Source organism: Roseateles sp., from assembly GCF_036404855.1.
Classification (GTDB): Bacteria; Pseudomonadota; Gammaproteobacteria; order Burkholderiales; family Burkholderiaceae_C; genus Pelomonas.
This window is the reverse complement of record NZ_DASWYS010000301.1, coordinates 1-23,914: the sequence shown is the minus strand read 5'-3', so window position 1 is coordinate 23,914 and position 23,914 is coordinate 1. Positions and strand designations below refer to the sequence as shown.

Sequence of the window (23,914 nt, the reverse complement as noted above, 5' to 3'; positions counted from 1 at the left end):
ATTCACACCATGCCCGTCATCAAGATCCTCCCGCACGCCGAGTACTGCCCCGAAGGCGCCAGCATCACGGCCGCCCCGGGCACGTCGATCTGCGAAGCCCTGCTGGACAACGACATCCACATCGAGCACGCCTGCGACCAGGTCTGCGCCTGCACGACCTGCCACGTCATCGTGCGCGAAGGCGGCCGCTCGCTGAGCGAGATGGAGGAGGACGAGGAAGACATGCTGGACCGCGCCTGGGGGCTGGAGCCCGATTCGCGCCTATCCTGCCAGGCGCTGCTGCGCCAGCAGGACATCACGGTCGAGATTCCCAAGTACTCGATCAACCACGCCAAGGAAGGCAAGTGAGCGCTGTCCAGCGCATCCTCGGCTTCGAGTCGTCCTGCGACGAGACGGGGGTGGCGCTCGTCGAGGTGGAAGGCGACAAGCCGCCTCGGCTGGTGGCGCAGGCGCTGCACAGCCAGATCTCCATGCACCAGGCCTATGGCGGCGTGGTGCCCGAGCTGGCATCGCGCGACCATGTGCGCCGCGTGCTGCCGCTGACGCGAGAAGTGCTTTCGCAGGCTGGCCTGGCGCTGCAGGACATGGATCTGGTGGCCTACACGCAAGGCCCCGGCCTTGCGGGCGCGCTGCTGGTCGGCGCCGGCGTGGCCGTGTCGCTGGCTGCCGCGCTGGACGTGCCGGCGTTGCCGATCCATCATCTCGAGGGACATCTGTTGTCGCCCTTTCTGTCGGCCGACCCGCCGGAGTTTCCCTTCGTCGCGCTGCTCGTCAGCGGGGGGCACACCCAGCTGATGCGCGTGGACGATGTGGGCTGCTACGAGATCCTCGGCGAAACCATCGACGACGCCGCTGGCGAGGCCTTCGACAAGAGCGCCAAGCTGCTGGGCCTGCCTTACCCGGGTGGCCCGCACCTGGCGCGCATGGCCGAGTTCGGCAACCCCGACGCATTCGAGCTGCCGCGCCCGCTGCTGCACAGCGGCAAGCCGGATTTCAGCTTTGCCGGCCTGAAGACCGCGGTGCTGACCCAGGTGAAGAAGATCGGCGACTCCCCCTGCGAGCAGACCAAGGCCGATCTGGCCGCGTCGACGCAGGCGGCGATCGTGGAGGTGCTGGTGAAGAAGTCGCTGATGGTGCTGAAGGAGACGGGCCTCAAGCGCCTCGTCGTCGCCGGCGGCGTGGGCGCCAACGCCAAGCTGCGCGAGCAGTTGAACGCCGCCTGCGCCAAGCGGGGTGTGCGCGTGCACTACCCTGAGCTGTCGCTGTGCACTGACAACGGCGCCATGATCGCGATGGCCGCAGCGCTGCGCGTGCAGCGCGGCATGGCCCAGCCCCGGCGAGACGGCGGTTTCGAAGTCCGCCCGCGCTGGGATCTTTCTGCGGCTTAGTTGATCGTCAGCTGGCCGCCGTTCTCGGCGACGCGCTTGACCAGGTTCAGCGTCAGAACGCCGTTCTCGAAGCGGGCCTGCGACTGGATCTGGTCGATTTCGACCGGCAGCGAAAAGCTGCGGGCGTAGCTGGCGGCGCGGCGTTCGCGATAAAGCACGCGGGAGCCATCGGTCGGCGCAGCGGCTTCAGCCGTTGCCGTCTCGATGTGCACACGTCGGCCTTCGACGCGGACCTTGACGGCGTCCTTGGCGACGCCAGGCATGTCGACCGTGACGCTGTAGGCCTTGTCGTCTTCGCTGATGTCCAGGGCCGGGGTGCGCGTGGTGTCGGCATCGAACTGGCGCAGGACACGGGTGACTTGGCGGGGGTGGGTCAGGTAGAACATGGCTGAAAACTCCGTTGGTTTGCGCTGCTGAACCGGTCGGGAGCAGCACCCGATGACCGGGAGATAGGGCGGCTGGAGTGCGCTTCAAGGGCTCTCCTGCGTCGCGGCGGGAGAAGTCACGCATTTGCGGGGCAGGGCGCTTGGGGCTCTTGAAAGCCCCGGGTGGCGGCCCTATGTCCGCTCGCTTGGCCTGCCGAGGTTTGGCCGTTCTCCGGCTTTACGCTAGAATCCGCAGGTTTTGCGCGCTGGGAAGATATCTCTTTCGCGCGTGCGAAATGCCAAGCACGGCTCGGGGCGGTTTCCCCCGTGTCCGCAAGTCAACCCCGGAAACCGTCTGCGGCAGCGCCTCGTGTGCGTCTCGCCCGGCCGGACTTCCGAAACCTTTTTGGAAAACAAAATGTCCGTCGCCGATCTGAACAAGGCCGATATCGTCAAGGCCAACGCCCGCAGCGCCAACGACACCGGTAGCCCGGAAGTCCAAGTCGCCCTGCTGACCGCCCGCATCAACGAGCTGACCCCCCACTTCAAGCTGCACGCCAAGGACCACCACGGCCGCCGCGGTCTGCTGAAGATGGTCAACACGCGCAAGAGCCTGCTGGCTTACCTGAAGCGTGTGGACTCCGCCCGTTACGTCGCGCTGATCCAGAAGCTGGGTCTGCGTAAGTAATCGAGCAAATCCGCCGAGGAGCCTGTCTGGTCCATCAAGCCCAGTACAGGCTCTTTGTCTTTCTACCCAGGAACCAAGCTGACGTGGTCGCGGATCATTCCAAGACGGCTCTTCGCTGAGCTGCCCTGGAATGGTATCTGGACCAAACCCAGCCTCGTTTCCGGTTCCCACGAGTGCCACTGTCTGATGACGTGCACTCTTAGCAATCAGGAGCAATGAGCATGTCCATGTTCAACAAAGTCACCAAGTCCTTCCAATGGGGCAACCACAACGTCGTGCTGGAAACGGGTGAGATCGCCCGCCAGTCCACCGGCGCCGTTCTCGTCAACATCGAAGGCACCGTCGTGCTGGCCACCGTGGTCGCCAAGACGGAAGCCAAGGCGGGCCAGGACTTCTTCCCGCTGACCGTCGACTACCTCGAGAAGACCTACGCTGCCGGCAAGATCCCTGGCAGCTTCTTCAAGCGCGAGGGTCGCCCCAGCGAGCACGAGACGCTGACCAGCCGCCTGATCGACCGCCCGATCCGTCCGCTGTTCCCCGAGGGCTTCTTCAATGAAGTCCAGGTCGTCATCCATGTCGTCAGCCTGAACCCCGAAGTGCAGGCCGACATCGCAGCCATGATCGGCACCTCGGCTGCGCTGGCCGTGTCCGGCATCCCGTTCAACGGCCCGATCGGCGCCGCCCGCGTGGGCTATGTCAACGGCGAGTACACGCTGAACCCCAGCAAGTCCGAGCTGGCCAACAGCCAGATGGACCTGGTTGTCGCCGGCACGCAAGCGGCCGTGCTGATGGTCGAGTCCGAGGCCTCCGGCCTGTCGGAAGAAATCATGCTGGGCGCCGTGGTCTTCGGCCACGAGCAGGGCAACGTGGCCATCGCCGCCATCAACGAGCTGGTCAAGGAAGCCGGCAAGCCGGCCTGGAACTGGACCGCGCCTGCCAAGGACGAGGCCTTCATCGCCAAGGTCAACGGCCTGGCCGAAGGCCCGCTGCGCGAGGCCTACCAGATCCGCTCCAAGCAGGCTCGCACCCAGGCTTGCCGCACAGCCACCGCAAACGTCTTCGCTGCACTGACCGCCGAGGGCGTCGCCTTCGACAAGGTCGAGGTGGAGGGCCTGCTGTTCGAGATCGAAGCCCGCATCGTCCGCAGCCAGATCCTGGCCGGCGAGCCGCGCATCGACGGCCGCGACACCCGCACGGTGCGCCCCATCGAGATCAGCAACGGCATCCTGCCGCGCACTCACGGTTCGGCGCTGTTCACCCGTGGTGAGACGCAGGCCCTGGTTGTCGCCACGCTCGGCACGGACCGCGACGCACAGCGCATTGACGCGCTGGACGGCGAGTTCGAAGACCGTTTCATGATGCACTACAACATGCCCCCCTTCGCCACCGGCGAGACGGGTCGTGTCGGTAGCCCCAAGCGCCGCGAAATCGGCCACGGTCGCCTGGCCAAGCGCGCACTGATCGCCGCGCTGCCGAGCAAGGAAGACTTCCCGTACTCGCTGCGCGTCGTCTCCGAAATCACCGAGTCCAACGGCTCCTCGTCCATGGCTTCGGTCTGCGGCGGCTGCCTGGCGCTGATGGACGCCGGCGTGCCGATGAAGGCCCACGTGGCAGGTATCGCCATGGGCCTGATCAAGGACGCCAACCGTTTCGCCGTGCTGACCGACATCCTGGGTGACGAGGACCACCTCGGCGACATGGACTTCAAGGTGGCCGGCACGACGACCGGCATCACCGCCCTGCAGATGGACATCAAGATCCAGGGCATCACCAAGGAAATCATGCAGGTTGCCCTGGCTCAGGCCAAGGAAGCCCGCCTGCACATTCTGGGCAAGATGGTCGAGGCCATGAGCAGCGCCAACACCGAGGTGTCGCAGTTCGCCCCGCGCCTGTACACGATGAAGATCAACCCGGAGAAGATCCGTGACGTGATCGGCAAGGGCGGCGCCACCATCCGCGCGCTGACCGAAGAAACCGGCACGACCATCGACATCGGCGAAGACGGCACGATCACCATCGCTTCGACGGACGCAGAGAAGGCCGAACTGGCGAAGAAGCGCATCGCCGAGATCACGGCCGAAGTCGAAGTCGGCAAGGTCTACGAAGGCCCGATCACCAAGATCCTGGACTTCGGTGCCCTCGTGAACCTGCTGCCGGGCAAGGACGGCCTGCTGCACATCAGCCAGATCGCGCACCAGCGTGTCGAGAAGGTGACCGACTTCCTGCAAGAAGGCCAGATCGTCAAGGTCAAGGTGCTGGAGACCGACGAGAAGGGCCGCATCAAGCTGTCCATGAAGGCGCTGATCGACCGCCCTGAGCGCGAAGCCGCTCCGGCCGCTGACGTCGCACCGCCCGCAGCCGAGTAAGTCGACGGGCGATGAAGGCCATCGCGATCACCCGCCCTGGCGGGCCCGAGGTGCTGGAGCTGGCGGAACGGCCGGATCCAGTCGCGGGCCCGGGTGAGTGCCTGATCCGCGTGGCAGCTTCCGGCATCAATCGGCCGGATGTGCTGCAGCGCAAGGGCGCCTACCCGCCGCCGCCGGGTGCCAGTGAGCTGCCCGGGCTGGAGGTCGCGGGCGAGATCATCGCTGGCGATGACCAGGCCCTGGCAGCGCATGGCTTCAAGCTCGGCGACAAGGTTTGCGCGTTGGTCAATGGCGGCGGCTACGCCGAGCTTTGCGCGGCGCCCGTGGGCCAATGCCTGCCGGTGCCCCTGGGCTGGACGCTCGCGCAGGCGGCCACACTGCCGGAAACCTGCTTCACGGTCTGGGCGAACGTCTTCGAACGCGCGGGCCTGAAGGACGGCGAAACGTTGTTGGTCCATGGCGGATCCAGCGGTATTGGCGTGACGGCCATCCAGATGGCCAAGGCGCTGGGTGCCCGCGTGCTGGTGACCGTGGGTTCGGTCGAGAAGGCCGAGGCCTGCAAGGCGTTGGGCGCCGACGTTGCGATCAACTACCGTGAACAGGATTTCGTCGCGGAAGCCATGGACGCCACCGGCGGTCGGGGTGTCGACGTGATCCTGGACATGGTGGCGGGTGACTACATCGGCCGTGGCGTGCAGGCGCTGGCCGATGACGGCCGCCTCGCGCTGATCGCAGTGCAGGGCGGGGTGAAGTCGGAGATCGATGCCGGCCTCGTGCTGCGCAAGCGCCTGACCATCACCGGCTCGACGCTGCGCCCGCGTTCGGCGGCCTTCAAGGCTCAACTGGCGCGTTCGCTTCGCGACAAGGTCTGGCCCCAGATCGAGGCCGGTCGCATCAAGCCCGTCATTGACTGCGAGCTGCCCGCGGCCCAGGCGGCCAAGGCGCACGCGCTGATGGAATCCAACCAGCACATCGGCAAGATCGTGCTGACCTGGTGATGGAGTGGAGATGAGAAAGAAACTCGTCGTCGGCAACTGGAAGATGCATGGCAGCCGCGCTGCCAACGCCCAGCTGCTTGCCGGCCTCAAGGAGGCTGGGCCCTGGAACGCTGACGTTGCCGTCTGCGTGCCTTTCCCCTACATCGCCGAGACGGCGCTGGCGCTGACCGGCACCGCCATTGCCTACGGTGCCCAGGACTGCTCCGCGCACGAGCAGGGTGCCTATACCGGCGAAGTGTCGTCGGCCATGCTGCACGACATCGGCTGCCGCTACGCCATCGTGGGGCACTCGGAGCGTCGCGCCTATCACGCCGAGAGCGACCAGCTGGTCGCCGACAAGGCCAAGGCCGCGTTGGCGCATGGCGTGACGCCCATCGTCTGTGTCGGCGAGACGCGTGCCGAGCGCGAGGCCGGGCAGACCGAAGCCGTCGTCAAGCGCCAGCTTGCCGCCGTCATCCACACGCTGGGCCATTGCTGCGGCGAGATGGTCGTGGCCTACGAACCCGTCTGGGCCATCGGCACAGGCCTGACGGCCACGCCTGAACAGGCCCAGGCCGTGCATGCCGTGCTGCGCGCCCAGTTGCAGGCGGCGACGGACCGCGCTTCGGCGATGCGCATCCTCTACGGCGGCAGCGTCAAGGCCGACAACGCCGTCGAGCTGTTCGGCCAGCCCGACATCGATGGCGGCCTGATTGGCGGCGCGTCCTTGAAGGTGGCCGACTTCGCAGCCATTTGCCTGGCTGCGGCCCACTGAGTTTTCCCGGCGTCCCAGCCGTAGGGCAGGGCGCCACAAGCGTTTTGATGGAGTGTTTGGAATGCAGGTCTTTGCGAATCTGGTGTTGATCGTTCAATTGCTGTCGGCTCTGGCGATCATCGGTCTGGTGCTGGTTCAGCACGGCAAGGGGGCCGACATGGGCGCCTCTTTCGGCAGTGGCGCCTCGGGTAGCCTGTTCGGCGCCACCGGCAGCGCCAACTTCTTGTCGCGCACCACGGCGTTTGCCGCGACGCTGTTCTTCGGTTGCACGCTGGGCCTGGCCTTCCTGTCCAACGGCCGCACCACTTCGCCGGCTGCGGCCGACAGCGTGCTGGATCGCGCTGCTGTCGTGGCTCCGGCGGCGTCGGGTGCTGCCGCCATTCCCGGTGCCGTCGTGGCGCCTGCTGCGCCGGCCTCTGTCGCCGCTTCGGCAGCGACGAACTGATCACTGACTAAAACCCGCGCTTCTTCGCCGGGGAGCGGGCTTTTCCGGTATAGAATGCGAGGCTGTCTGACAGGCAAAACCCTCATGAGTTGTCAGGCAGATATGAGTACCAGCCGTCGTGGTGAAATTGGTAGACACGCTATCTTGAGGGGGTAGTGGCGAAAGCTGTGCGAGTTCGAGTCTCGCCGACGGCACCAAACAATCGGCAGGGCTTCCGTTGATTCGGGAGTCGGCCAAAGCGGCCTGTCGCAGAAATCGCCCGGTGCGAACCGGAGGTGGATGCAAGGTTCCAGGCGGGCGCGATCCGCGAGCGATATCTTTCGATTCGCTGGTGGCGCGCCTGTTTGCTTTTGTGACACGAGAAAGCGCAGATGAATCTCGAACAATACCTGCCCGTCATCCTCTTCATCCTGGTTGGCGCAGTTGTCGGGATCGCGCCCCAGGTGCTCGGCGCACTCCTCGGTCCCAACCGGCCGGATCAGGCCAAGAACTCCCCCTACGAATGCGGCTTCGAGGCCTTTGAAGACGCGCGCATGAAATTCGATGTGCGCTACTACCTCGTCGCCATCCTGTTCATTCTTTTCGACCTGGAAATCGCCTTCTTGTTCCCCTGGGCCGTGGCGCTCAAGGAAATCGGTGCGACCGGATTCTGGGCGATGATGATCTTCCTCGGCATCCTGGTCGTGGGCTTCGCCTACGAATGGAAAAAAGGCGCCCTCGATTGGGAATAAGCGTCCGCCGACACAAGCTGGGAATTTCAAATGGGTATTGAAGGCGTCCTGAAAGAGGGCTTTGTCACGACTTCGGTCGACAAGCTCATCAACTGGTCCAAGACCGGCTCGCTGTGGCCGATGACGTTCGGCCTGGCCTGTTGCGCCGTCGAGATGATGCACGCGGGTGCCGCGCGCTACGACATCGACCGCTTCGGCATGCTGTTCCGTCCGAGCCCGCGTCAGTCCGATCTGATGATCGTGGCCGGCACGCTGTGCAACAAGATGGCACCAGCACTGCGCAAGGTCTACGACCAGATGGCCGAGCCGCGCTGGGTGCTGTCCATGGGCTCCTGCGCCAATGGCGGCGGGTACTACCACTACAGCTACTCGGTCGTGCGCGGCTGCGACCGGATCGTGCCGGTCGACGTCTACGTGCCCGGCTGCCCGCCGACGGCCGAGGCACTGCTGTACGGCATCCTGCAGCTGCAGGCCAAGATCCGCCGCGAAAACACCATCGCCCGCTGAGTACCACGGTATGAGTCACAACCTCGAAACCCTGGCCCAGCAGATTGGCGCCGTCCTGGGCGACCGTGTCGTCGAGCTGAAGAACGCCTTGGGCGAACTGACGCTGACCGTGCGAGCTGCCGACTACTTCGACGTCGCGACCACGCTGCGCGACCATCCCGAACTGAAGCTGGAGCAGCTGATCGACCTTTGCGGTGTCGACTACAGCAGCTACGGTGACGGCGCCTGGGAAGGTCAGCGTTATGCAGTCGTCAGCCACCTGCTTTCGGTCAGCAAGAACTGGCGCCTGCGCCTGAAGGTCTTCGCCACTGACGACGACTTCCCCTGCGTGGCCTCGGTCACGCCGGTGTGGAACTCGGCCAACTGGTTCGAGCGCGAGGCCTTCGACATGTATGGCGTCATCTTCGACGGCCACGATGACCTGCGCCGCATCCTGACCGACTACGGTTTCATCGGCCATCCGATGCGCAAAGACTTCCCGGTGTCGGGCCATGTCGAGATGCGCTACGACGCCGAGCAGAAGCGCGTGATCTACCAGCCGGTGACCATCGAGCCGCGAGAGATCACGCCCCGCATCATTCGCGAAGACAAGTACGGCGGTCTGTAAGCCATGGCAGAGATCAAGAACTACACGCTGAACTTCGGTCCTCAGCACCCGGCCGCCCACGGCGTGCTGCGTCTGGTGCTCGAGCTGGACGGCGAAGTCATCCAGCGTGCCGACCCCCACATCGGCCTGCTGCACCGTGCCACCGAAAAGCTGGCCGAGAGCAAAACCTTCATCCAGTCGCTGCCCTACATGGACCGCCTCGACTACGTGTCGATGATGTCCAACGAGCACGCCTACTGCCTGGCCATCGAGAAGATGCTGGGCCTCGAAGTGCCGATCCGCGCCCAGTACATCCGCGTGATGTTCGGCGAGCTGACCCGCATCCTGAACCACCTGCTGTGGCTGGGCTGCCACGGCCTGGACTGCGGTGCGATGAACATCCTCATCTACTGCTTCCGCGAGCGTGAGGACATCTTCGACATGTACGAGGCGGTGTCGGGTGCGCGGATGCACGCGGCCTACTTCCGTCCGGGCGGCGTCTATCGCGACCTGCCGGACAGCATGCCGCAGTACCAGGTCAGCAAGATCCGCAATGCCAAGGCCATTGCGCAGCTGAACGAGAACCGCTCGGGCTCGCTGCTGGACTTCATCGAGGACTTCTGCAAGCGTTTCCCGAAGAACGTCGACGACTACGAGACGCTGCTGACCGACAACCGGATCTGGAAGCAGCGCACCGTCGGCGTCGGTGTCGTGTCGCCGGAGCGGGCGCTGAACATGGGCTTCACCGGCGCCATGCTGCGTGGCTCGGGCATCGCCTGGGACCTGCGCAAGACCCAGCCCTACGACGTCTACGACAAGATGGACTTCGACGTGCCGATCGGCACCAACGGTGATACCTATGACCGCTATGTCGTGCGTGTCGAGGAAATGCGCCAGTCCTGCCGCATCGTCGAGCAGTGCGTGAAGTGGCTCAAGGCCAACCCCGGCCCGGTCATCACGGACAACCACAAGGTGGCACCGCCGGCCCGCGTGGACATGAAGTCCAACATGGAAGAGCTGATCCACCACTTCAAGCTCTTCACCGAAGGCTTCCACGTGCCGGAAGGCGAGGCTTATGCGGCCGTCGAACACCCCAAGGGCGAGTTCGGCATCTACATGGTCAGCGACGGCGCCAACAAGCCCTATCGCCTCAAGATCCGCGCCCCGGGCTTCGCCCACCTCGCGGCCCTGGATGAAATGGGCCGTGGCCACATGATCGCGGACGCCGTGGCCATCATCGGCACGATGGACATCGTGTTCGGCGAAATCGATCGTTGACAGGCAAGCGATGACGAGCAGCACCGACTACACCCTGAGCGACGCAACCCGCGCTCGCTTCGACCGCGAGGTCGCCAAGTACCCCTACGACCTGCGCCAGTCCGCCGTCATGGCCTGCCTGGCCATCGTGCAGCAGGAAGAGGGTTTCGTGTCCCGCGCCGCGGAAGACGTGATTGCCGCCTACCTCGGCATGCCGACCATTGCGGTCTACGAGGTGACGACCTTCTACAACATGTACAACCAGCGCCCGGTTGGCAAGTTCAAGCTGAACGTCTGCGCGAACCTGCCCTGCCAACTGCGCAACGGCCAGAAGGCCCTGGACCATCTGTGCAGCAAGCTTGGCATCGAGCAGGGCGGCACGACGGCCGATGGCCTCTTCACCGTGCAGAAGAGCGAGTGCTTGGGTGCCTGCGCCGACTCGCCGGTGATGCTCGTCAATGATCGCCAGATGTGCAGCTTCATGACGACCGAGCGTCTCGACGAGCTCGTCGACGTGCTGCGCGCTGAAGCCGCGAAGGCCTGAGGAAGACGATGCTGGACCTCTCCAAATTCCAATCGACCGGCAACGAGACCTGCTTCCACGGTCGCCACATCAGCCCGCAGATCTACGCGGACCTGAATGGCAAGAACTGGTCGATCAAGGACTACGAAGCGCGCGGCGGTTACGCGGCCCTGCGCAAGATCCTGGGCAAGGACGGCGGTGAAGGCCTGACGCCTGACCAGGTCATCGCTGAAGTCAAGACCTCGGCCCTGCGTGGCCGCGGCGGCGCCGGCTTCCCGACCGGCCTGAAGTGGAGCTTCATGCCCCGCCAGTTCCCGGGCCAGAAATACCTCGTCTGCAATAGCGACGAGGGCGAGCCGGGTACCTGCAAGGACCGCGACATCCTGATGTTCAACCCGCATCAGGTCATCGAGGGCATGGCCATCGCTGCCTACGCGATGGGCATCACGGTGGGCTACAACTACATCCACGGCGAGATCTTCGAGGTCTACGAGCGCTTCGAGGCGGCCCTGGAAGAAGCCCGCGCTGCGGGCTATCTCGGCGACAAGATCATGGGTTCGGACTACAGCTTCCAGCTGCACGCCCACCATGGCTTCGGCGCTTACATCTGCGGCGAGGAAACCGCGCTGCTGGAATCGCTGGAAGGCAAGAAGGGCCAGCCGCGCTTCAAGCCGCCGTTCCCGGCCAGCTTCGGCCTCTACGGCAAGCCCACGACGATCAACAACACCGAGACCTTCGCGGCGGTGCCCTGGATCATCCGCAATGGCGGCCAGGCCTACCTGGAGATCGGCAAGCCCAACAACGGCGGCACCAAGCTGTTCTCGGTGTCGGGCGACGTCGAGAAGCCCGGCAACTTCGAGATCCCGCTGGGCACGCCGTTCTCGGTGCTGCTCGAGATGGCCGGGGGCGTGCGCAAGGGCCGCAAACTCAAGGCCGTCATCCCCGGTGGTTCGTCGGCTCCGGTGCTGCCCGCCGAAGTGATGATGCAGTGCACGATGGACTATGACTCCATCGCGAAGGCCGGCTCCATGCTGGGCTCGGGTGCCGTCATCGTCATGGACGACTCGCGTTGCGCCGTGCAGAGCCTGCTGCGCCTGTCCTACTTCTACGCACACGAGTCCTGTGGTCAGTGCACGCCCTGTCGCGAAGGCACGGGCTGGATGCACCGTGTGCTGGAACGTATCTACCACGGCGAGGGCAGGGCAGAGGATCTCGATCTGCTGAACTCCGTGGCCGACAACATCCAGGGCCGCACGATCTGCGCGCTGGGCGACGCTGCCGCGATGCCCGTGCGCGCCATGATCAAGCACTTCAAGCACGAGTTCGTGCACCTGATTGAACACAAGAAGCCCCTGGTGGCTCCGACCTGAGCTGCCTAGGGAAACACCATCATGGTTGAAATCGAACTCGACGGTCAGAAGGTCTCGGTCCAGGAAGGCAGCATGGTCATGCATGCAGCCGAGAAGGCCGGCACCTATATCCCGCACTTCTGCTACCACAAGAAACTCAGCATCGCGGCCAACTGCCGCATGTGCCTGGTGGACGTGGAGAAGGCCCCCAAGCCCATGCCCGCCTGCGCGACCCCGGTCACGCAAGGCATGATCGTCCGCACCAAGAGTGACAAGGCGATCAAGGCGCAGCAGGGCGTCATGGAATTCCTGCTGATCAACCACCCGCTGGATTGCCCGATCTGCGACCAGGGTGGCGAGTGCCAGCTGCAGGATTTGGCTGTGGGCTACGGCGCCGGCAAGAGCCGCTACTCTGAAGAGAAGCGCGTCGTCTTCCACAAGAACGTCGGCCCGCTGATCTCCATGGAGGAGATGAGCCGCTGCATCCACTGCACCCGTTGCGTGCGCTTCGGTCAGGAGATCGCCGGCGTCATGGAGCTGGGCATGGCCCACCGTGGTGAGCACAGCGAGATCCAGACCTTCGTCGGTCGCACGGTGGACTCGGAGCTGTCGGGCAACATGATCGACATCTGCCCGGTCGGCGCCCTCACGAGCAAGCCTTTCCGCTACAGCGCCCGCACGTGGGAGCTGTCGCGCCGCAAGAGCGTCAGCCCGCACGATTCCACCGGTGCCAACCTGATTGTCCAGGTCAAGAACCACCAGGTCCTGCGCGTCGTGCCGCTGGAGAACGAGGACGTCAACGAGTGCTGGATCGCCGACCGCGACCGCTTCAGCTATGAAGCGCTGAACAGCGACGCCCGCCTGAACGCGCCCATGATCAAGCAGGGCGGTGCCTGGAAGCAGGTCGACTGGACGACGGCGCTGGAATATGTCGCCAACGGCCTGAAGGTCATCAAGGCCGACCACGGCCCCGCCTCCATCGGCGCCCTGGGCTCGGCCCACAGCACCGTCGAGGAACTGCACCTGCTGGCGCAAGTCGTCCGCGGCCTGGGCAGCGACAACATCGACCACCGTCTGCGCCACAGCGACTTCGGCAATGCCGCACCGGCAGGCCAGGCCCGCTGGCTGGGCACGAGTGTCGCGAGCCTCTCCGAGCTGGACCGCGCCCTCGTTGTCGGTTCCAACCTGCGCAAGGATCACCCGCTGTTCGCCGCCCGCCTGCGTCACGCCGCCCGTCGCGGTGCGGCCGTGCATCGTGTCGGCGTCAACAGCGACGACTGGCTGATGCCGCTCGGTGCCTCCGTGGCTGCCGCGCCGTCGGTCTGGGTGCAGGCGCTGGCCGATGTGGCCACCGCCGTGGGTGCAGGCGCGCCGTTGACCGGCACCGCCACTGACGAAGCCAAGGCGATCGCCGCCAGCCTGCAGTCCGGCCAACGCAAGGCCATCCTGCTCGGCAACGCCGCCGCCGAACATCCGCAGGCCGCCAGCCTGCTGGCGCTCGCGCAGTGGATTGGCCAGCAGACCGGCGCCAGCGTCGGCTACCTTTCGGCCGCTGCCAACACTGTCGGTGCCCAGCTCGTGAAGGCTCAGCCCGTCTCCGGCGGACTGAATGCCGGCCAGATGCTGAGCGGTACGTCGCTGAAGGCCGCGTTGCTGCTGAACACCGACCCGGTGCTCGACTCCGCCAACGCCGCCGCAGCCGCCAAGGCACTGGATGCGGCCGAGATGGTCGTCGTGCTGAGCCCGTTCAAGAGCGGCCTCGAGTACGCCGACGTGGTGCTGCCGATCGCGCCGTTCACCGAGACCTCGGGATCCTTCGTCAATGCGGAGGGACGCCTGCAGAGCTTCGTCGGTGTCGTCAGGCCGCTGGCCGAGACCCGCCCGGCCTGGAAGGTGCTGCGCGTGTTGGGCAACCTGCTGGGCCTCGAAGGCTTCAACCAGGACAGCTCGGAGCAGGTGCGTGAACAGGCGCTCGGCGGTGACATCACCAGCCGTCTCAGCAACGCCACCTCGGCCACGCCGCAAGCCGTTGCACGAGGGGAGGGCGTCGAGCGCTTCGCCAACCTGCCCATCTACGCGGCCGATGCGCTGGTTCGCAACTCGTCGTCGCTGCAACTGACCACCGACGGTCGCGAAGCCGCGATCGTGGGTCTGCCCACCAGCCTGTGGCAACAGCTCGGCCTGTCCGCCGGCGATCAGGTCCGCATCGTGCAGGACGGCGGTGCCGCGCAACTGCTCGCCCGTCTTGAAGCCGGTCTGCCGGAAGGTCTGGCCCGCGTCCCTGCCGGCGTGCCCGAAACCGCCAGCCTGGGTGCTGCCTTCGGCACGCTGAGCATCAGCAAGGTCTAAGAATGATCGACACCCTCTACCAAAACGGCGCCTCGCTGCTGGGGGCCTTGTGGCCCCTGGTCTGGAGCCTGCTGAAGATCATCGCGGTCATCGCGCCATTGATGATCTGCGTCGCTTATCTGACGCTGTGGGAGCGCAAGGCCATCGGCTGGTCGCAGATCCGTCCGGGGCCGAATCGCGTCGGCCCCTTCGGCCTGCTGACACCCATTGCTGACGCGGTCAAGCTGATCTTCAAGGAGATCATCAAGCCGACCGCCGCGAACAAAGGCCTGTTCTTCCTCGGCCCCGTCATGACCATCATGCCGGCGCTGGCCGCCTGGGCCGTCGTGCCCTTTGGCCCGGATGCCGCGGTTGCCAACGTCAATGCCGGCCTGCTGTTCCTAATGGCGATCACGTCGCTGGAGGTCTACGGCGTCATCATCGCGGGCTGGGCGTCCAATTCGAAGTACGCCTTCCTGGGTGCGCTGCGCGCATCGGCCCAGATGGTCTCCTACGAGATCGCCATGGGCTTCGCGCTCGTCGTCGTGCTCATGGTGACCGGCAGCCTGAACATGACCACGATCGTGCAGGTGCAGGAGAAGGGCATGTTCGCGGACATGGGCCTGAACTTCCTCTCCTGGAACTGGCTGCCCCTGCTGCCCATCTTCGTCGTCTACTTCATCTCGGGCCTGGCCGAAACGAACCGCCACCCGTTCGACGTGGTCGAAGGTGAATCGGAAATCGTGGCCGGCCACATGATCGAGTACTCGGGCATGTCGTTCGCGATGTTCTTCCTGGCTGAGTACGCCAACATGATCCTGGTGTCGGCGCTGGCCGTCGTCATGTTCCTCGGTGGTTGGAGCGCGCCGATCTCCTGGAGCCTGCTGGGCATGCAGACGCCCGACTTCATCCAGCACACGATGGCGTTCTGGAACTGGGCCTGGTTGTTCGGCAAGACCTTCTTCGTCGTCACGATGTTCTTGTGGGTGCGTGCCACGTTCCCGCGCTTCCGCTATGACCAGATCATGCGTCTGGGCTGGAAGATCTTCATTCCCATCACGCTGATCTGGCTGGTCGTTGTCGGTGCCTGGATGCAGACGCCGTTCAACATCTGGAAGTGAGGCGGCGCCCATGACTGCAATCACGAATTTCGCCAAGACCTTCTTCCTCTGGGAACTGCTCAAGGGGATGAAGCTCACCGGCCGGCACTTCCTGTCGCGCAATATCACGATCCAGTTCCCCGAGGAAAAGACGCCGCTGTCGCCGCGCTTCCGTGGCCTGCATGCGCTGCGCCGCTACGAGAACGGTGAAGAGCGCTGCATCGCCTGCAAGCTTTGCGAGGCCGTCTGCCCCGCGATGGCCATCACCATCGAGAGTGACGTCCGCGCCGATGGCAGCCGCCGCACCACGCGCTACGACATCGATCTGACCAAGTGCATCTTCTGCGGCTTCTGCGAGGAAAGCTGCCCGGTGGACTCGATCGTCGAGACCAGCATCTTCGAATACCACGGCGAAAAGCGCGGCGACCTCTACTTCACCAAGGACATGCTGCTGGCGGTCGGTGACAAGTACGAGCCGCAAATTGCTGCGCAAAAGGAGGCCGACGCCAAGTACCGCTGATCGCTGCCCGGCCCCGCGGCCGCAGCGGTCCAGCTCAGCTGGCCTGGATACGTATGGACATCACGACCATCCTCTTCTACGTCTTTTCCGGCATCCTGCTGGTGAGCTCGTTCCGTGTCATCACGGCGCGCAGCACCGTGCATGCCGCACTGTTCCTCATCCTGTCGTTCTTCACGGCGTCCTGCATCTGGATGCTGCTGAAGGCCGAGTTCCTGGCCATCGCGCTGGTGCTCGTGTACATCGGTGCCGTCATGGTGCTGTTCCTGTTCGTCGTCATGATGTTGGACCTGAACACGGACAGCATGCGTGAGGGCTTCTGGAAGCACTTGCCCGTGGCCGCCGTCATCGGAGCACTGATCGCCTTCGAGATGGGCATCGTGCTGATGGGCGGCTTCCAGCTGGCCGAGGCTCCCGTCGCGACGGCAGCGCAGATGCAGCTGGGCAACAGCAAGCTGCTCGGCATCGAGATCTACACCAACTACCTCTACCCGCTGCAGATCGCCGCCGTGCTGCTACTGGTCGCCATCGTCGCCGCCATCGCGCTGACGCTGCGCCGCCGCAAGGATTCTCGTGCGATGGACCCGTCCGAGCAGGTCAAGGTCACGAAGGCGCAGCGCCTGAAGATCGTGAAGATGGCGCCCACCGTGGCCGCCCCCGCTCAACCTGCTGCACCCACCGAAGGAGGCCAGGCATGATCGGTGCCGCTGGACTGACCCTGGGCCATTTCCTGACGCTCGGCGCGATGCTGTTCGCGCTGTCGGTGATCGGCATCTTCCTGAACCGCAAGAACCTGATCGTGCTGCTGATGGCCATCGAGCTGATGCTGCTGGCGGTCAACCTGAACTTCGTCGCCTTCTCGCACTACCTGGGCGACATGGCGGGTCAGGTCTTCGTGTTCTTCATCCTGACCGTCGCGGCGGCCGAATCGGCCATCGGCCTGGCCATCCTGGTCGTGCTGTTCCGCAACCGAGCCAGCATCAACGTCGAGGAACTCGACGCGCTGAAGGGCTGACCGAATGTCTGCACAACTCTCCCAGAACCTGCTGCTGGCGGTGCCGCTGGCGCCGCTCGCGGGCGCCATCGTCGCTGGCTTCTTCGGCAAGACGGTGGGCCGCCGCGGCTCGCACGTGGTCACCATCCTCGGCGTGCTCATCGCCTTCATCATCTCGGCGATGACGCTGTACAGCGTCGCCGTCGACGGGGCGCGCTTCAACGCGACCGTCTACGAGTGGATGACGCTGGGCAGCCTGAAGATGGAGGTTGGCTTTCTCGTCGACGGTCTGACGGCCATGATGATGTGCGTCGTGACCTTCGTGTCGCTGATGGTGCACATCTACACCATCGGCTACATGGAAGAGGACGACGGCTACCAGCGCTTCTTCTCGTACATCTCGCTGTTCACGTTCAGCATGCTGATGCTGGTCATGAGCAACAACATGCTCCAGCTGTTCTTCGGCTGGGAAGCGGTGGGCCTGGTGTCCTACCTGCTGATCGGCTTCTGGTACAAGAAGCCGACGGCCATCTTCGCCAACATGAAGGCGTTCCTGGTCAACCGGGTCGGTGACTTCGGCTTCATCCTGGGCATCGGCCTGCTGGTGGCCTTTGGCGGTTCGCTGAACTACGCCGAGACCTTCGCGAAGGCGGACGTCCTGTCGCAGATGATCTTCCCCGGCACCGACTGGGCCTTGCTGACCGTTGCCTGCATCTGCCTGTTCATCGGAGCGATGGGCAAGTCGGCGCAATTCCCGCTGCATGTCTGGCTGCCTGACTCCATGGAAGGCCCGACCCCCATCTCCGCGCTGATCCATGCCGCGACGATGGTGACGGCCGGCATCTTCATGGTGGCGCGCATGTCGCCGCTGTTCGAGCTGAGCGACACGGCGCTGAACTTCGTGATGGTCATCGGCGCGATCACTGCACTGTTCATGGGCTTCCTGGGCATCATCCAGAACGACATCAAGCGTGTCGTCGCCTACTCGACGCTGTCGCAGCTGGGCTACATGACCGTGGCGCTGGGTGCGTCGTCCTACTCGGTCGCCGTCTTCCACCTGATGACGCACGCCTTCTTCAAGGCGCTGCTGTTCCTCGGTGCCGGCTCCGTCATCATGGGCATGCACCATGACCAGGACATTCGCAACATGGGTGGCCTGCGCAAGTACATGCCCATCACCTGGATCACGTCGTTGCTGGGCTCGCTCGCGCTGATCGGCACGCCGCTGTTCTCGGGCTTCTACTCCAAGGACTCGATCATCGAGGCCGTGCACGCCAGCAACCTGCCTGGCGCGGGCTTCGCCTACTTCGCCGTCATCGCCGGCGTGTTCGTGACGGCCTTCTACTCGTTCCGGATGTACTTCCTGGTCTTCCATGGCAAGGAGAACTTCCACCACAAGCCCTTCCCGGGCGAGCACGATCACCACGATGATCACGGCCATGGTCACGACCACACGCCGCACGAGTCGCCCTGGGTCGTCACGGTGCCGCTGGTGCTGCTGGCCATTCCCTCGGTCGTCATCGGGTTCATGACCATCCAGCCGATGCTGTTCGGCGAGTTCTTCAAGGATGCCATCTTCGTCAACCTGCACGCCCACCCGGCGATGGAGGAACTGGCAGAAGGCTTCCACGGCGCAGCCGCGATGGCATTGCACGGCCTCTCCACGATGCCGTTCTGGCTGGCGCTCGCTGGCGTTGTCACGGCCTATGTGTTCTACATGGTCGCCCCCAGCATCCCGGCCACCCTGGCAAAGGTGCTGCGCCCGCTGATCATCGTCCTGGAGAACAAGTACTTCATGGACTGGATCAACGAGAACATCCTGGCCCGCGCAGCCCGCCTCATTGGCACGGGTCTGTGGAAGGGCGGTGATGCTGCCCTGATCGACGGCGTCATCATCAACGGGTCCGCGAAGACCATCGGTGGCATTGCAGGTCTGGTGCGTCGCGTGCAGACGGGCTATCTGTACTGGTACGCCCTGGTCATGATCCTCGGCGTCATGGGTCTGATGACCTGGCAGCTCTGGCCCTATATCAAGCCCCAGTTCAGTGCCCTGTTCGGGCTCTGATCGACGAGGCGGAGAACAAGAATGTTGCTGAGTCTTGCGATTTTTCTGCCCATCGCCTGCGGCGCGCTGCTGCTGGCGCTCGGGCGCGACGAACAGGCCCCGGCCGTGCGCTGGATGGCGCTGGTCGCGGCCGTGGCGAGCTTCCTCGTCACCCTCCCGCTGATCACGGGCTTCGACACGACGACGGCTGCGATGCAGTTCGTCGAGAACCAGTCCTGGATCGAACGCTTCAACATCCGCTACCACCTGGGTGTGGATGGCATCTCGATGTGGTTCGTGCCGCTGACGGCATTCATCACCATCATCGTCGTCATCTCGGCCTGGGAGGTCATCGAGACGCGCGTCAACCAGTACATGGGCGCGTTCCTGATCCTGTCAGGCCTGATGGTGGGCGTGTTCAGTGCGCTGGACGGCATGCTGTTCTACGTGTTCTTCGAGGCCACGCTGATCCCGATGTACATCATCATCGGTGTCTGGGGTGGCCCGAATCGCGTCTATGCCGCGTTCAAGTTCTTCCTGTACACGCTGGCCGGCTCGCTGCTGATGCTGGTCGCGCTGCTCTACCTGTACTACCAGTCGGCCGGCAGCTTCGACATCCAGACCTGGCACAAGCTGCCGCTGCCGGGCGGCGCGCAGACCTGGCTGTTCTTCGCCTTCCTGGCCGCGTTCTCGGTCAAGGTGCCGATGTGGCCGGTCCACACCTGGCTGCCCGATGCCCACGTCGAGGCGCCGACCGGCGGCTCCGTCGTGCTGGCGGCCATCATGCTGAAGCTGGGCTGCTATGGCTTCCTGCGCTTCTCGCTGCCGATCGCGCCGGACGCCGCACGCGAATGGGCCTGGCTCATCATCGCCATGTCGCTGATCGCCGTCGTCTACATCGGCCTGGTGGCCCTGGTGCAGAAGGACATGAAGAAGCTGGTGGCCTACTCGTCCATCGCGCACATGGGTTTCGTCACCCTGGGCTTCTTCGTCTTCAACGAGCTGGGCGTGTCTGGCGGCCTGGTGCAGATGATCTCGCACGGTTTCGTGTCGGGCGCCATGTTCCTGTGCATCGGCGTGCTGTACGACCGTGTGCATTCGCGTGAGATCGCGGCCTATGGCGGCGTCGTTAACACCATGCCCACCTTTACGGCCTTCGCCGTGTTCTTCGGCATGGCCAATTGCGGCCTGCCCGCCACGGCCGGCTTCGTCGGCGAATGGATGGTCATCCTCGGCACCGTCAAGGCCAACTTCTGGTTGGGCGGCATCGCTGCCACAGCCCTGGTGTTCGGCGCGGCCTACACCCTGTGGATGATCAAGCGCGTGTACTTCGGCGACATCGCCAACGACAACGTGCGCGGACTCACCGACATCAACCGCCGTGAATTCGTCATGCTGGGCCTGCTGGCCGTGGCCACGCTCTACATGGGCGTCTATCCCAAGCCCTTCACCGACGTGATGCACGTCTCGGTCACCGAGCTGCTGCAGCATGTCGCGCTCAGCAAGATCCCGGGTTGATGGCGAGCTGAGGCAAAACAATGAACGACATGAACTGGCTCGCGATCTATCCCGAAATCCTGCTGCTGGCGATGGGCTGCGTCGTCGCGCTGGTGGACCTCTGGGTCACCGATGAACAGCGCCGCCCGACCTACTGGCTGACCCAGCTGACGCTGGTCGCCGTCGCGGTCATGCATTTCTGCTACTTCAATGCCGGCATGACTACCTATGCCATGCAAGGCATGGTCGTCGCCGACCCGATGGGCCACCTGCTGGCCGGCTTTGCCTGCCTGGCCACGCTGGTCACCCTCGTCTATGCGCGCCCCTATGCTGGCGTGCGCGAGATGCTCAAGGGCGAACTTTTCATCCTCAGCCTGTTCTCGCTCCTGGGCGTCAACGTGATGCTGTCGGCGAACAACTTCCTCGTCGTCTACCTCGGCCTGGAACTGATGAGCCTGTCGCTCTACGCGCTGGTCGCGCTGCGCCGTGACCATGCGGTGTCGACTGAGGCCGCGATGAAGTACTTCGTCCTTGGCGCTCTGGCCAGCGGCTTCCTGCTGTACGGCCTGTCGATGATGTACGGTGCCACCGGCTCGCTGACCATCCCCGAAGTCTTCGACGTCATCTCCAAGGGCACGCCCAACCGCGCGGTGCTGGTGTTCGGCGTGGTCTTCGTCGTCGCCGGCCTGGCTTTCAAGCTCGGTGCCGCCCCCTTCCACATGTGGGTGCCTGACGTCTACCAGGGCGCGCCGACGGCCGTCACGCTGCTCATCGGCGCGGCGCCCAAGCTGGCCGCGTTCGCGATCACTGTCCGTCTGCTCGTCGAGGGCATGATCGGCCTTGCCGTGGACTGGCAGCAAATGTTGGTGGTGCTGTCCATCATGTCGCTGCTGGTGGGCAACCTGGCGGCCATTGCGCAGAGCAACCTCAAGCGCATGCTGGCCTACTCGACCATCGCCAACATGGGCTTCATGCTGCTGGGCATGGCCTCCGGTGTCGTCAACGACAACACGCTGTTCGCGGCCAACGCCTACAGCTCGGCGATGTTCTACGCCGTCACCTACGTGCTGACGACGCTGGGCACGTTCGGCATGGTCATCCTGCTGTCGCGCCAGGGCCATGAAGCCGAGGAAATCAAGGACCTGGCCGGTCTGGCCAAGCGCAGCCCCTGGTTCGCGCTGGTCATGACGATGTTCATGTTCTCGCTGGCCGGCGTGCCGCCCACCGTGGGCTTCTACGCCAAGCTCGCCGTGCTGCAGGCCCTGGTGTCCACGCATGAAACCGCCTACATCGTCCTCGCCGTCTTCGCCGTCGTCGTGTCGCTGGTGGGCGCCTTCTATTACCTGCGCGTCGTGAAGGTCATGTTCTTCGACGAGCCCACCGACACCTCGCCCATCACGGCGCCCGGTGACGTGCGCTTCGTCATGTCGCTGAACGGTGCCGCAGTGCTGGCCCTCGGCCTGCTGCCCGGTGGCCTGATGGCCCTGTGCGCCGAGGCCATCGTGAAGACCCTCGCAACCTGACCGCCGCCATGGACCAGTCTGCAGCTGTCTGGCTGGTCCTCGTCGTGGCCATCGTCGCGGCCAACCTGCCGTATTTCACCGAACGGGTGCTGTTGGTCGGCCCGCGCAGCGCCCGCAAGGCGGCGTGGTGGCGGGTGGCCGAGCTGGTGTTGATGGCTGCGCTGACCTTCGGTCTCGGCTCCCTGCTGGAGGCCCGCATCGGCCAGCGCCACGAGCAGGGCTGGGAGTTCTACGCTGCGGCGGCCTGCCTCTTCATCACGCTGGGCTTTCCCGGCTTCGTCTGGAGGTATCTGCGCCGTGGCCGGGACTGACGAGCATCTCGTTGAGCGCACGCTCGAATCCAGTCAGGTCTACCGCGGCCACTTTCTGGACGTCCGCCGAGACCGCGTGGCGCTGCCCGATGGCGCCAGCGCTCACCGCGAATACATCCGCCACCCCGGCGCCGTCATGGTCGTGCCCCTGCTCGACGATGGCCGGCTGCTGCTGGAGCGCCAGTACCGCTACCCCATGGGACGCGTCATGCTGGAGTTCCCGGCGGGCAAGCTCGATGCCGGCGAGGATCCGCTCACCTGCGGTCGCCGCGAGCTGACCGAGGAGACCGGCTACAGCGCCACCGAGTGGGCCCATGCCGGCGTGCTGCACAACGCCATCGCCTACTCGGACGAGGGCATTCACATCTACTTCGCTCGCGGCCTCACAAGAGGCGAGCAGAAGCTGGATGCCGGCGAGTTTCTCGAACTCGTCACGCACACCGCGGCGGAACTCGACCAGTTCGCTGCCCGCGGTGAACTGACCGATGCGAAGACGCTGATCGGATTGATGTGGCTGCAGCGCTGGCAGCAGGGCGCCTGGCCGCTGCACTGGCAGCCGGTGGCCTGACAGCCTGCGCCGCGCAAGCCTGCGCGGACGTGAATAAACCTGGTGCATGACCTCTGGCGAAGTATTGCCAGACCGTTAAGCTCGGCCGTTTTTTGAGCCGACCGACCCTTGTCCTCTGAAGAGAGCTTCTCCATGACGCGTGCAACGCCGATCCTCACTGCCCTGACGCTGGCCCTGATCCTCACCGCCTGCAGCAAGGGCGGCAAGCCCGACGACGCCAAGGCCGCGGCAGCCAAGACGGCAGCGCCTCTGCTGCTGGCCCCGGAAGACCTGCGACAGGTCGGCCAGAGCGGCCTGATCGGTGCCCCCGTCATCACCGGCGCGATCCAGCCGGCCCGTCGCGCCGACCTGCGCGCCGAAGTCGCGGCCGTCGTGCTGCAGGTGGCCAAGGACAACGGCGAGCGCGTGCGTACGGGCGATCTCATCATCCGGCTCGACCCGACGGCCATTCGTGACAGCATGACCTCCGCCGAGGAGGCGCTGCGCGCCGCTCAGCAGAGCTTCGAGCAGACCGAACGTGTGCTGGCCCGCCAGCGCACGTTGAACCAGCAGGGCATGATCTCCCTGCAAGGCCTGGAAGACGCCGAAGTGCGCCGCAACGCCGCGCAGAGCGAACTTGCGGCGGCCAAGGCCCGCGCCGTCACGGCCCGCCAGCAGGTTTCGCGCACCGAGGTGCGCGCGCCCTTCGACGGTGTCGTCAGCGAGCGCAAGACGTCGGTCGGCGACACGGTCCAGGTCGGTCGGGAACTCGTCAAGGTCATCGACCCGGCGTCCATGCGCTTCGAGGGCCAGGTTTCCGCCGACCGCCTGGGCGAGCTCAAGCTCGGTCAGCCGGTGGCCTTCCGCATCAACGGCTTCGGCGACGCCGAGTTCCGCGGCAAGCTGGCCCGCATCGACGCCGCCGCCAACGCGACGACCCGCCAGGTCGAGCTGATCGCCGAATTCAACGACCGCAGCAAGGCGCCGCAGGTGGCGGGTCTCTATGCCGAAGGCCGGGTCGAGAGCGCCGATCGCCGCGCGCTGGTGCTGGCCGAAGGCTCGGTGCAGCGCCAGGGTGATAACGCCTTCGTCTGGA

The 23,914-nt window shown here is 64.9% G+C and carries 25 protein-coding genes and 1 tRNA gene; 25 read left to right on the top strand and 1 reads right to left on the bottom strand.

Annotation, left to right across the window (positions count from 1 at the left end):
- Positions 1-9: 9 nt before the first annotated feature.
- Together fdx and tsaD are read left to right on the top strand one after the other, a co-directional pair.
- Positions 10-348 (top strand): ISC system 2Fe-2S type ferredoxin, encoded by a 339-nt coding sequence (fdx, locus tag VGF12_RS20155; protein WP_331177837.1) that lies wholly within the window; start codon positions 10-12, stop codon positions 346-348.
- Positions 345-1,388 carry a tRNA (adenosine(37)-N6)-threonylcarbamoyltransferase complex transferase subunit TsaD gene (tsaD, locus tag VGF12_RS20150; RefSeq protein WP_331177836.1) on the top strand — a complete coding sequence of 348 codons (1,044 nt, stop codon included), beginning with the start codon at positions 345-347 and terminating at the stop codon, positions 1,386-1,388. Before fdx ends, tsaD begins: the two co-directional genes overlap by 4 nt.
- Here tsaD and VGF12_RS20145 read toward each other — a convergent pair.
- Positions 1,385-1,774, bottom strand: coding sequence for an Hsp20/alpha crystallin family protein (locus VGF12_RS20145; protein ID WP_331177835.1), 390 nt, complete (start codon positions 1,772-1,774; stop codon positions 1,385-1,387). The genes tsaD and VGF12_RS20145 overlap by 4 nt on opposite strands.
- Positions 1,775-2,171: 397 nt before the next feature.
- On the opposite strand from VGF12_RS20145, the gene rpsO reads away from it, so the two are divergent.
- The 23 genes from rpsO to VGF12_RS20030 all read left to right on the top strand — a co-directional run.
- Positions 2,172-2,441: a 30S ribosomal protein S15 gene (gene rpsO, locus VGF12_RS20140; protein ID WP_331177834.1), complete on the top strand. Its 270-nt coding sequence runs from the start codon at positions 2,172-2,174 to the stop codon at positions 2,439-2,441.
- Between the two features lie 221 nt (positions 2,442-2,662).
- Positions 2,663-4,807, top strand: coding sequence for a polyribonucleotide nucleotidyltransferase (gene pnp / locus VGF12_RS20135; RefSeq protein ID WP_331177833.1), 2,145 nt, complete (start codon positions 2,663-2,665; stop codon positions 4,805-4,807).
- An 11-nt stretch (positions 4,808-4,818) separates the two neighbouring features.
- The gene (locus VGF12_RS20130) at positions 4,819-5,805 is read left to right on the top strand and encodes an NAD(P)H-quinone oxidoreductase (RefSeq protein WP_331177832.1); all 987 of its coding nucleotides are present in this window, start codon (positions 4,819-4,821) and stop codon (positions 5,803-5,805) included.
- 10 nt (positions 5,806-5,815) lie between these two features.
- Complete coding sequence (gene tpiA, locus VGF12_RS20125) at positions 5,816-6,559, top strand: triose-phosphate isomerase (protein WP_331177831.1); 744 nt, start codon at positions 5,816-5,818, stop codon at positions 6,557-6,559.
- Between the two features lie 61 nt (positions 6,560-6,620).
- Complete coding sequence (gene secG / locus VGF12_RS20120; protein ID WP_331177830.1) at positions 6,621-7,004, top strand: preprotein translocase subunit SecG; 384 nt, start codon at positions 6,621-6,623, stop codon at positions 7,002-7,004.
- 112 nt (positions 7,005-7,116) lie between these two features.
- A tRNA-Leu gene (locus VGF12_RS20115) sits at positions 7,117-7,201 on the top strand.
- A 174-nt stretch (positions 7,202-7,375) separates the two neighbouring features.
- Positions 7,376-7,735, top strand: a complete 360-nt coding sequence (locus tag VGF12_RS20110) for an NADH-quinone oxidoreductase subunit A (RefSeq protein WP_310270349.1) — start codon at positions 7,376-7,378, stop codon at positions 7,733-7,735.
- A gap of 30 nt (positions 7,736-7,765) precedes the next feature.
- Positions 7,766-8,242 carry a NuoB/complex I 20 kDa subunit family protein gene (locus VGF12_RS20105; protein ID WP_046113908.1) on the top strand — a complete coding sequence of 159 codons (477 nt, stop codon included), beginning with the start codon at positions 7,766-7,768 and terminating at the stop codon, positions 8,240-8,242.
- A gap of 10 nt (positions 8,243-8,252) precedes the next feature.
- A complete protein-coding gene (locus VGF12_RS20100) occupies positions 8,253-8,849 on the top strand; it encodes an NADH-quinone oxidoreductase subunit C (RefSeq protein ID WP_331177829.1) in 597 nt (198 codons plus the stop codon).
- A gap of 3 nt (positions 8,850-8,852) precedes the next feature.
- The gene (locus VGF12_RS20095) at positions 8,853-10,106 is read left to right on the top strand and encodes an NADH-quinone oxidoreductase subunit D (RefSeq protein WP_331177828.1); all 1,254 of its coding nucleotides are present in this window, start codon (positions 8,853-8,855) and stop codon (positions 10,104-10,106) included.
- 10 nt (positions 10,107-10,116) lie between these two features.
- Complete coding sequence (gene nuoE, locus VGF12_RS20090; protein ID WP_331177827.1) at positions 10,117-10,629, top strand: NAD(P)H-dependent oxidoreductase subunit E; 513 nt, start codon at positions 10,117-10,119, stop codon at positions 10,627-10,629.
- 8 nt (positions 10,630-10,637) lie between these two features.
- Positions 10,638-11,978, top strand: a complete 1,341-nt coding sequence (gene nuoF, locus VGF12_RS20085) for an NADH-quinone oxidoreductase subunit NuoF (RefSeq protein WP_331177826.1) — start codon at positions 10,638-10,640, stop codon at positions 11,976-11,978.
- A 21-nt stretch (positions 11,979-11,999) separates the two neighbouring features.
- Entirely contained in the window at positions 12,000-14,306 is a 2,307-nt protein-coding gene (gene nuoG / locus VGF12_RS20080) for an NADH-quinone oxidoreductase subunit NuoG (protein WP_331177825.1), read from the top strand.
- Positions 14,307-14,308: 2 nt separating this feature from the next.
- On the top strand, positions 14,309-15,406 hold the full coding sequence (gene nuoH, locus VGF12_RS20075; protein WP_331177824.1) for an NADH-quinone oxidoreductase subunit NuoH: 1,098 nt from the start codon (positions 14,309-14,311) through the stop codon (positions 15,404-15,406).
- A 10-nt stretch (positions 15,407-15,416) separates the two neighbouring features.
- A complete protein-coding gene (nuoI, locus tag VGF12_RS20070) occupies positions 15,417-15,905 on the top strand; it encodes an NADH-quinone oxidoreductase subunit NuoI (RefSeq protein WP_119046407.1) in 489 nt (162 codons plus the stop codon).
- A 53-nt stretch (positions 15,906-15,958) separates the two neighbouring features.
- Positions 15,959-16,600: an NADH-quinone oxidoreductase subunit J gene (locus VGF12_RS20065; RefSeq protein ID WP_331177823.1), complete on the top strand. Its 642-nt coding sequence runs from the start codon at positions 15,959-15,961 to the stop codon at positions 16,598-16,600.
- Complete coding sequence (gene nuoK / locus VGF12_RS20060; RefSeq protein ID WP_310330822.1) at positions 16,597-16,917, top strand: NADH-quinone oxidoreductase subunit NuoK; 321 nt, start codon at positions 16,597-16,599, stop codon at positions 16,915-16,917. The genes VGF12_RS20065 and nuoK overlap by 4 nt, the downstream gene beginning before the upstream one ends.
- Before the next feature lie 4 nt (positions 16,918-16,921).
- Positions 16,922-18,961: an NADH-quinone oxidoreductase subunit L gene (gene nuoL / locus VGF12_RS20055; RefSeq protein WP_331177822.1), complete on the top strand. Its 2,040-nt coding sequence runs from the start codon at positions 16,922-16,924 to the stop codon at positions 18,959-18,961.
- A 21-nt stretch (positions 18,962-18,982) separates the two neighbouring features.
- On the top strand, positions 18,983-20,458 hold the full coding sequence (locus VGF12_RS20050; RefSeq protein ID WP_331177821.1) for an NADH-quinone oxidoreductase subunit M: 1,476 nt from the start codon (positions 18,983-18,985) through the stop codon (positions 20,456-20,458).
- A gap of 20 nt (positions 20,459-20,478) precedes the next feature.
- Complete coding sequence (gene nuoN, locus VGF12_RS20045; RefSeq protein WP_331177820.1) at positions 20,479-21,960, top strand: NADH-quinone oxidoreductase subunit NuoN; 1,482 nt, start codon at positions 20,479-20,481, stop codon at positions 21,958-21,960.
- An 8-nt stretch (positions 21,961-21,968) separates the two neighbouring features.
- On the top strand, positions 21,969-22,271 hold the full coding sequence (locus VGF12_RS20040; protein WP_331177819.1) for a DUF2818 family protein: 303 nt from the start codon (positions 21,969-21,971) through the stop codon (positions 22,269-22,271).
- Positions 22,258-22,839, top strand: coding sequence for an NUDIX hydrolase (locus tag VGF12_RS20035; protein ID WP_331177818.1), 582 nt, complete (start codon positions 22,258-22,260; stop codon positions 22,837-22,839). Before VGF12_RS20040 ends, VGF12_RS20035 begins: the two co-directional genes overlap by 14 nt.
- A gap of 132 nt (positions 22,840-22,971) precedes the next feature.
- Positions 22,972-23,914: efflux RND transporter periplasmic adaptor subunit (locus tag VGF12_RS20030; RefSeq protein ID WP_331177817.1), on the top strand; the 943-nt coding region annotated here is incomplete at its 3' end.

Bases quoted from the DNA above. Each gene is read 5' to 3' on its own strand.
- pnp (WP_331177833.1), top strand. From the start codon at position 2,663: ATGTCCATGTTCAACAAAGTCACCAAGTCCTTCCAATGGGGCAACCAC.
- VGF12_RS20110 (WP_310270349.1), top strand. From the start codon at position 7,376: ATGAATCTCGAACAATACCTGCCCGTCATCCTCTTCATCCTGGTTGGC.
- VGF12_RS20040 (WP_331177819.1), top strand. From the start codon at position 21,969: ATGGACCAGTCTGCAGCTGTCTGGCTGGTCCTCGTCGTGGCCATCGTC.
- secG (WP_331177830.1), top strand. From the start codon at position 6,621: ATGCAGGTCTTTGCGAATCTGGTGTTGATCGTTCAATTGCTGTCGGCT.
- nuoF (WP_331177826.1), top strand. From the start codon at position 10,638: ATGCTGGACCTCTCCAAATTCCAATCGACCGGCAACGAGACCTGCTTC.
- nuoI (WP_119046407.1), top strand. From the start codon at position 15,417: ATGACTGCAATCACGAATTTCGCCAAGACCTTCTTCCTCTGGGAACTG.
- VGF12_RS20145 (WP_331177835.1), bottom strand. From the start codon at position 1,774: ATGTTCTACCTGACCCACCCCCGCCAAGTCACCCGTGTCCTGCGCCAG.
- nuoL (WP_331177822.1), top strand. From the start codon at position 16,922: ATGTCTGCACAACTCTCCCAGAACCTGCTGCTGGCGGTGCCGCTGGCG.
- rpsO (WP_331177834.1), top strand. From the start codon at position 2,172: ATGTCCGTCGCCGATCTGAACAAGGCCGATATCGTCAAGGCCAACGCC.
- nuoN (WP_331177820.1), top strand. From the start codon at position 20,479: ATGAACGACATGAACTGGCTCGCGATCTATCCCGAAATCCTGCTGCTG.
- VGF12_RS20065 (WP_331177823.1), top strand. From the start codon at position 15,959: ATGGACATCACGACCATCCTCTTCTACGTCTTTTCCGGCATCCTGCTG.
- VGF12_RS20050 (WP_331177821.1), top strand. From the start codon at position 18,983: ATGTTGCTGAGTCTTGCGATTTTTCTGCCCATCGCCTGCGGCGCGCTG.
- VGF12_RS20130 (WP_331177832.1), top strand. From the start codon at position 4,819: ATGAAGGCCATCGCGATCACCCGCCCTGGCGGGCCCGAGGTGCTGGAG.
- nuoK (WP_310330822.1), top strand. From the start codon at position 16,597: ATGATCGGTGCCGCTGGACTGACCCTGGGCCATTTCCTGACGCTCGGC.
- tpiA (WP_331177831.1), top strand. From the start codon at position 5,816: ATGAGAAAGAAACTCGTCGTCGGCAACTGGAAGATGCATGGCAGCCGC.
- nuoH (WP_331177824.1), top strand. From the start codon at position 14,309: ATGATCGACACCCTCTACCAAAACGGCGCCTCGCTGCTGGGGGCCTTG.
- VGF12_RS20100 (WP_331177829.1), top strand. From the start codon at position 8,253: ATGAGTCACAACCTCGAAACCCTGGCCCAGCAGATTGGCGCCGTCCTG.
- VGF12_RS20105 (WP_046113908.1), top strand. From the start codon at position 7,766: ATGGGTATTGAAGGCGTCCTGAAAGAGGGCTTTGTCACGACTTCGGTC.
- VGF12_RS20095 (WP_331177828.1), top strand. From the start codon at position 8,853: ATGGCAGAGATCAAGAACTACACGCTGAACTTCGGTCCTCAGCACCCG.
- nuoG (WP_331177825.1), top strand. From the start codon at position 12,000: ATGGTTGAAATCGAACTCGACGGTCAGAAGGTCTCGGTCCAGGAAGGC.
- fdx (WP_331177837.1), top strand. From the start codon at position 10: ATGCCCGTCATCAAGATCCTCCCGCACGCCGAGTACTGCCCCGAAGGC.
- nuoE (WP_331177827.1), top strand. From the start codon at position 10,117: ATGACGAGCAGCACCGACTACACCCTGAGCGACGCAACCCGCGCTCGC.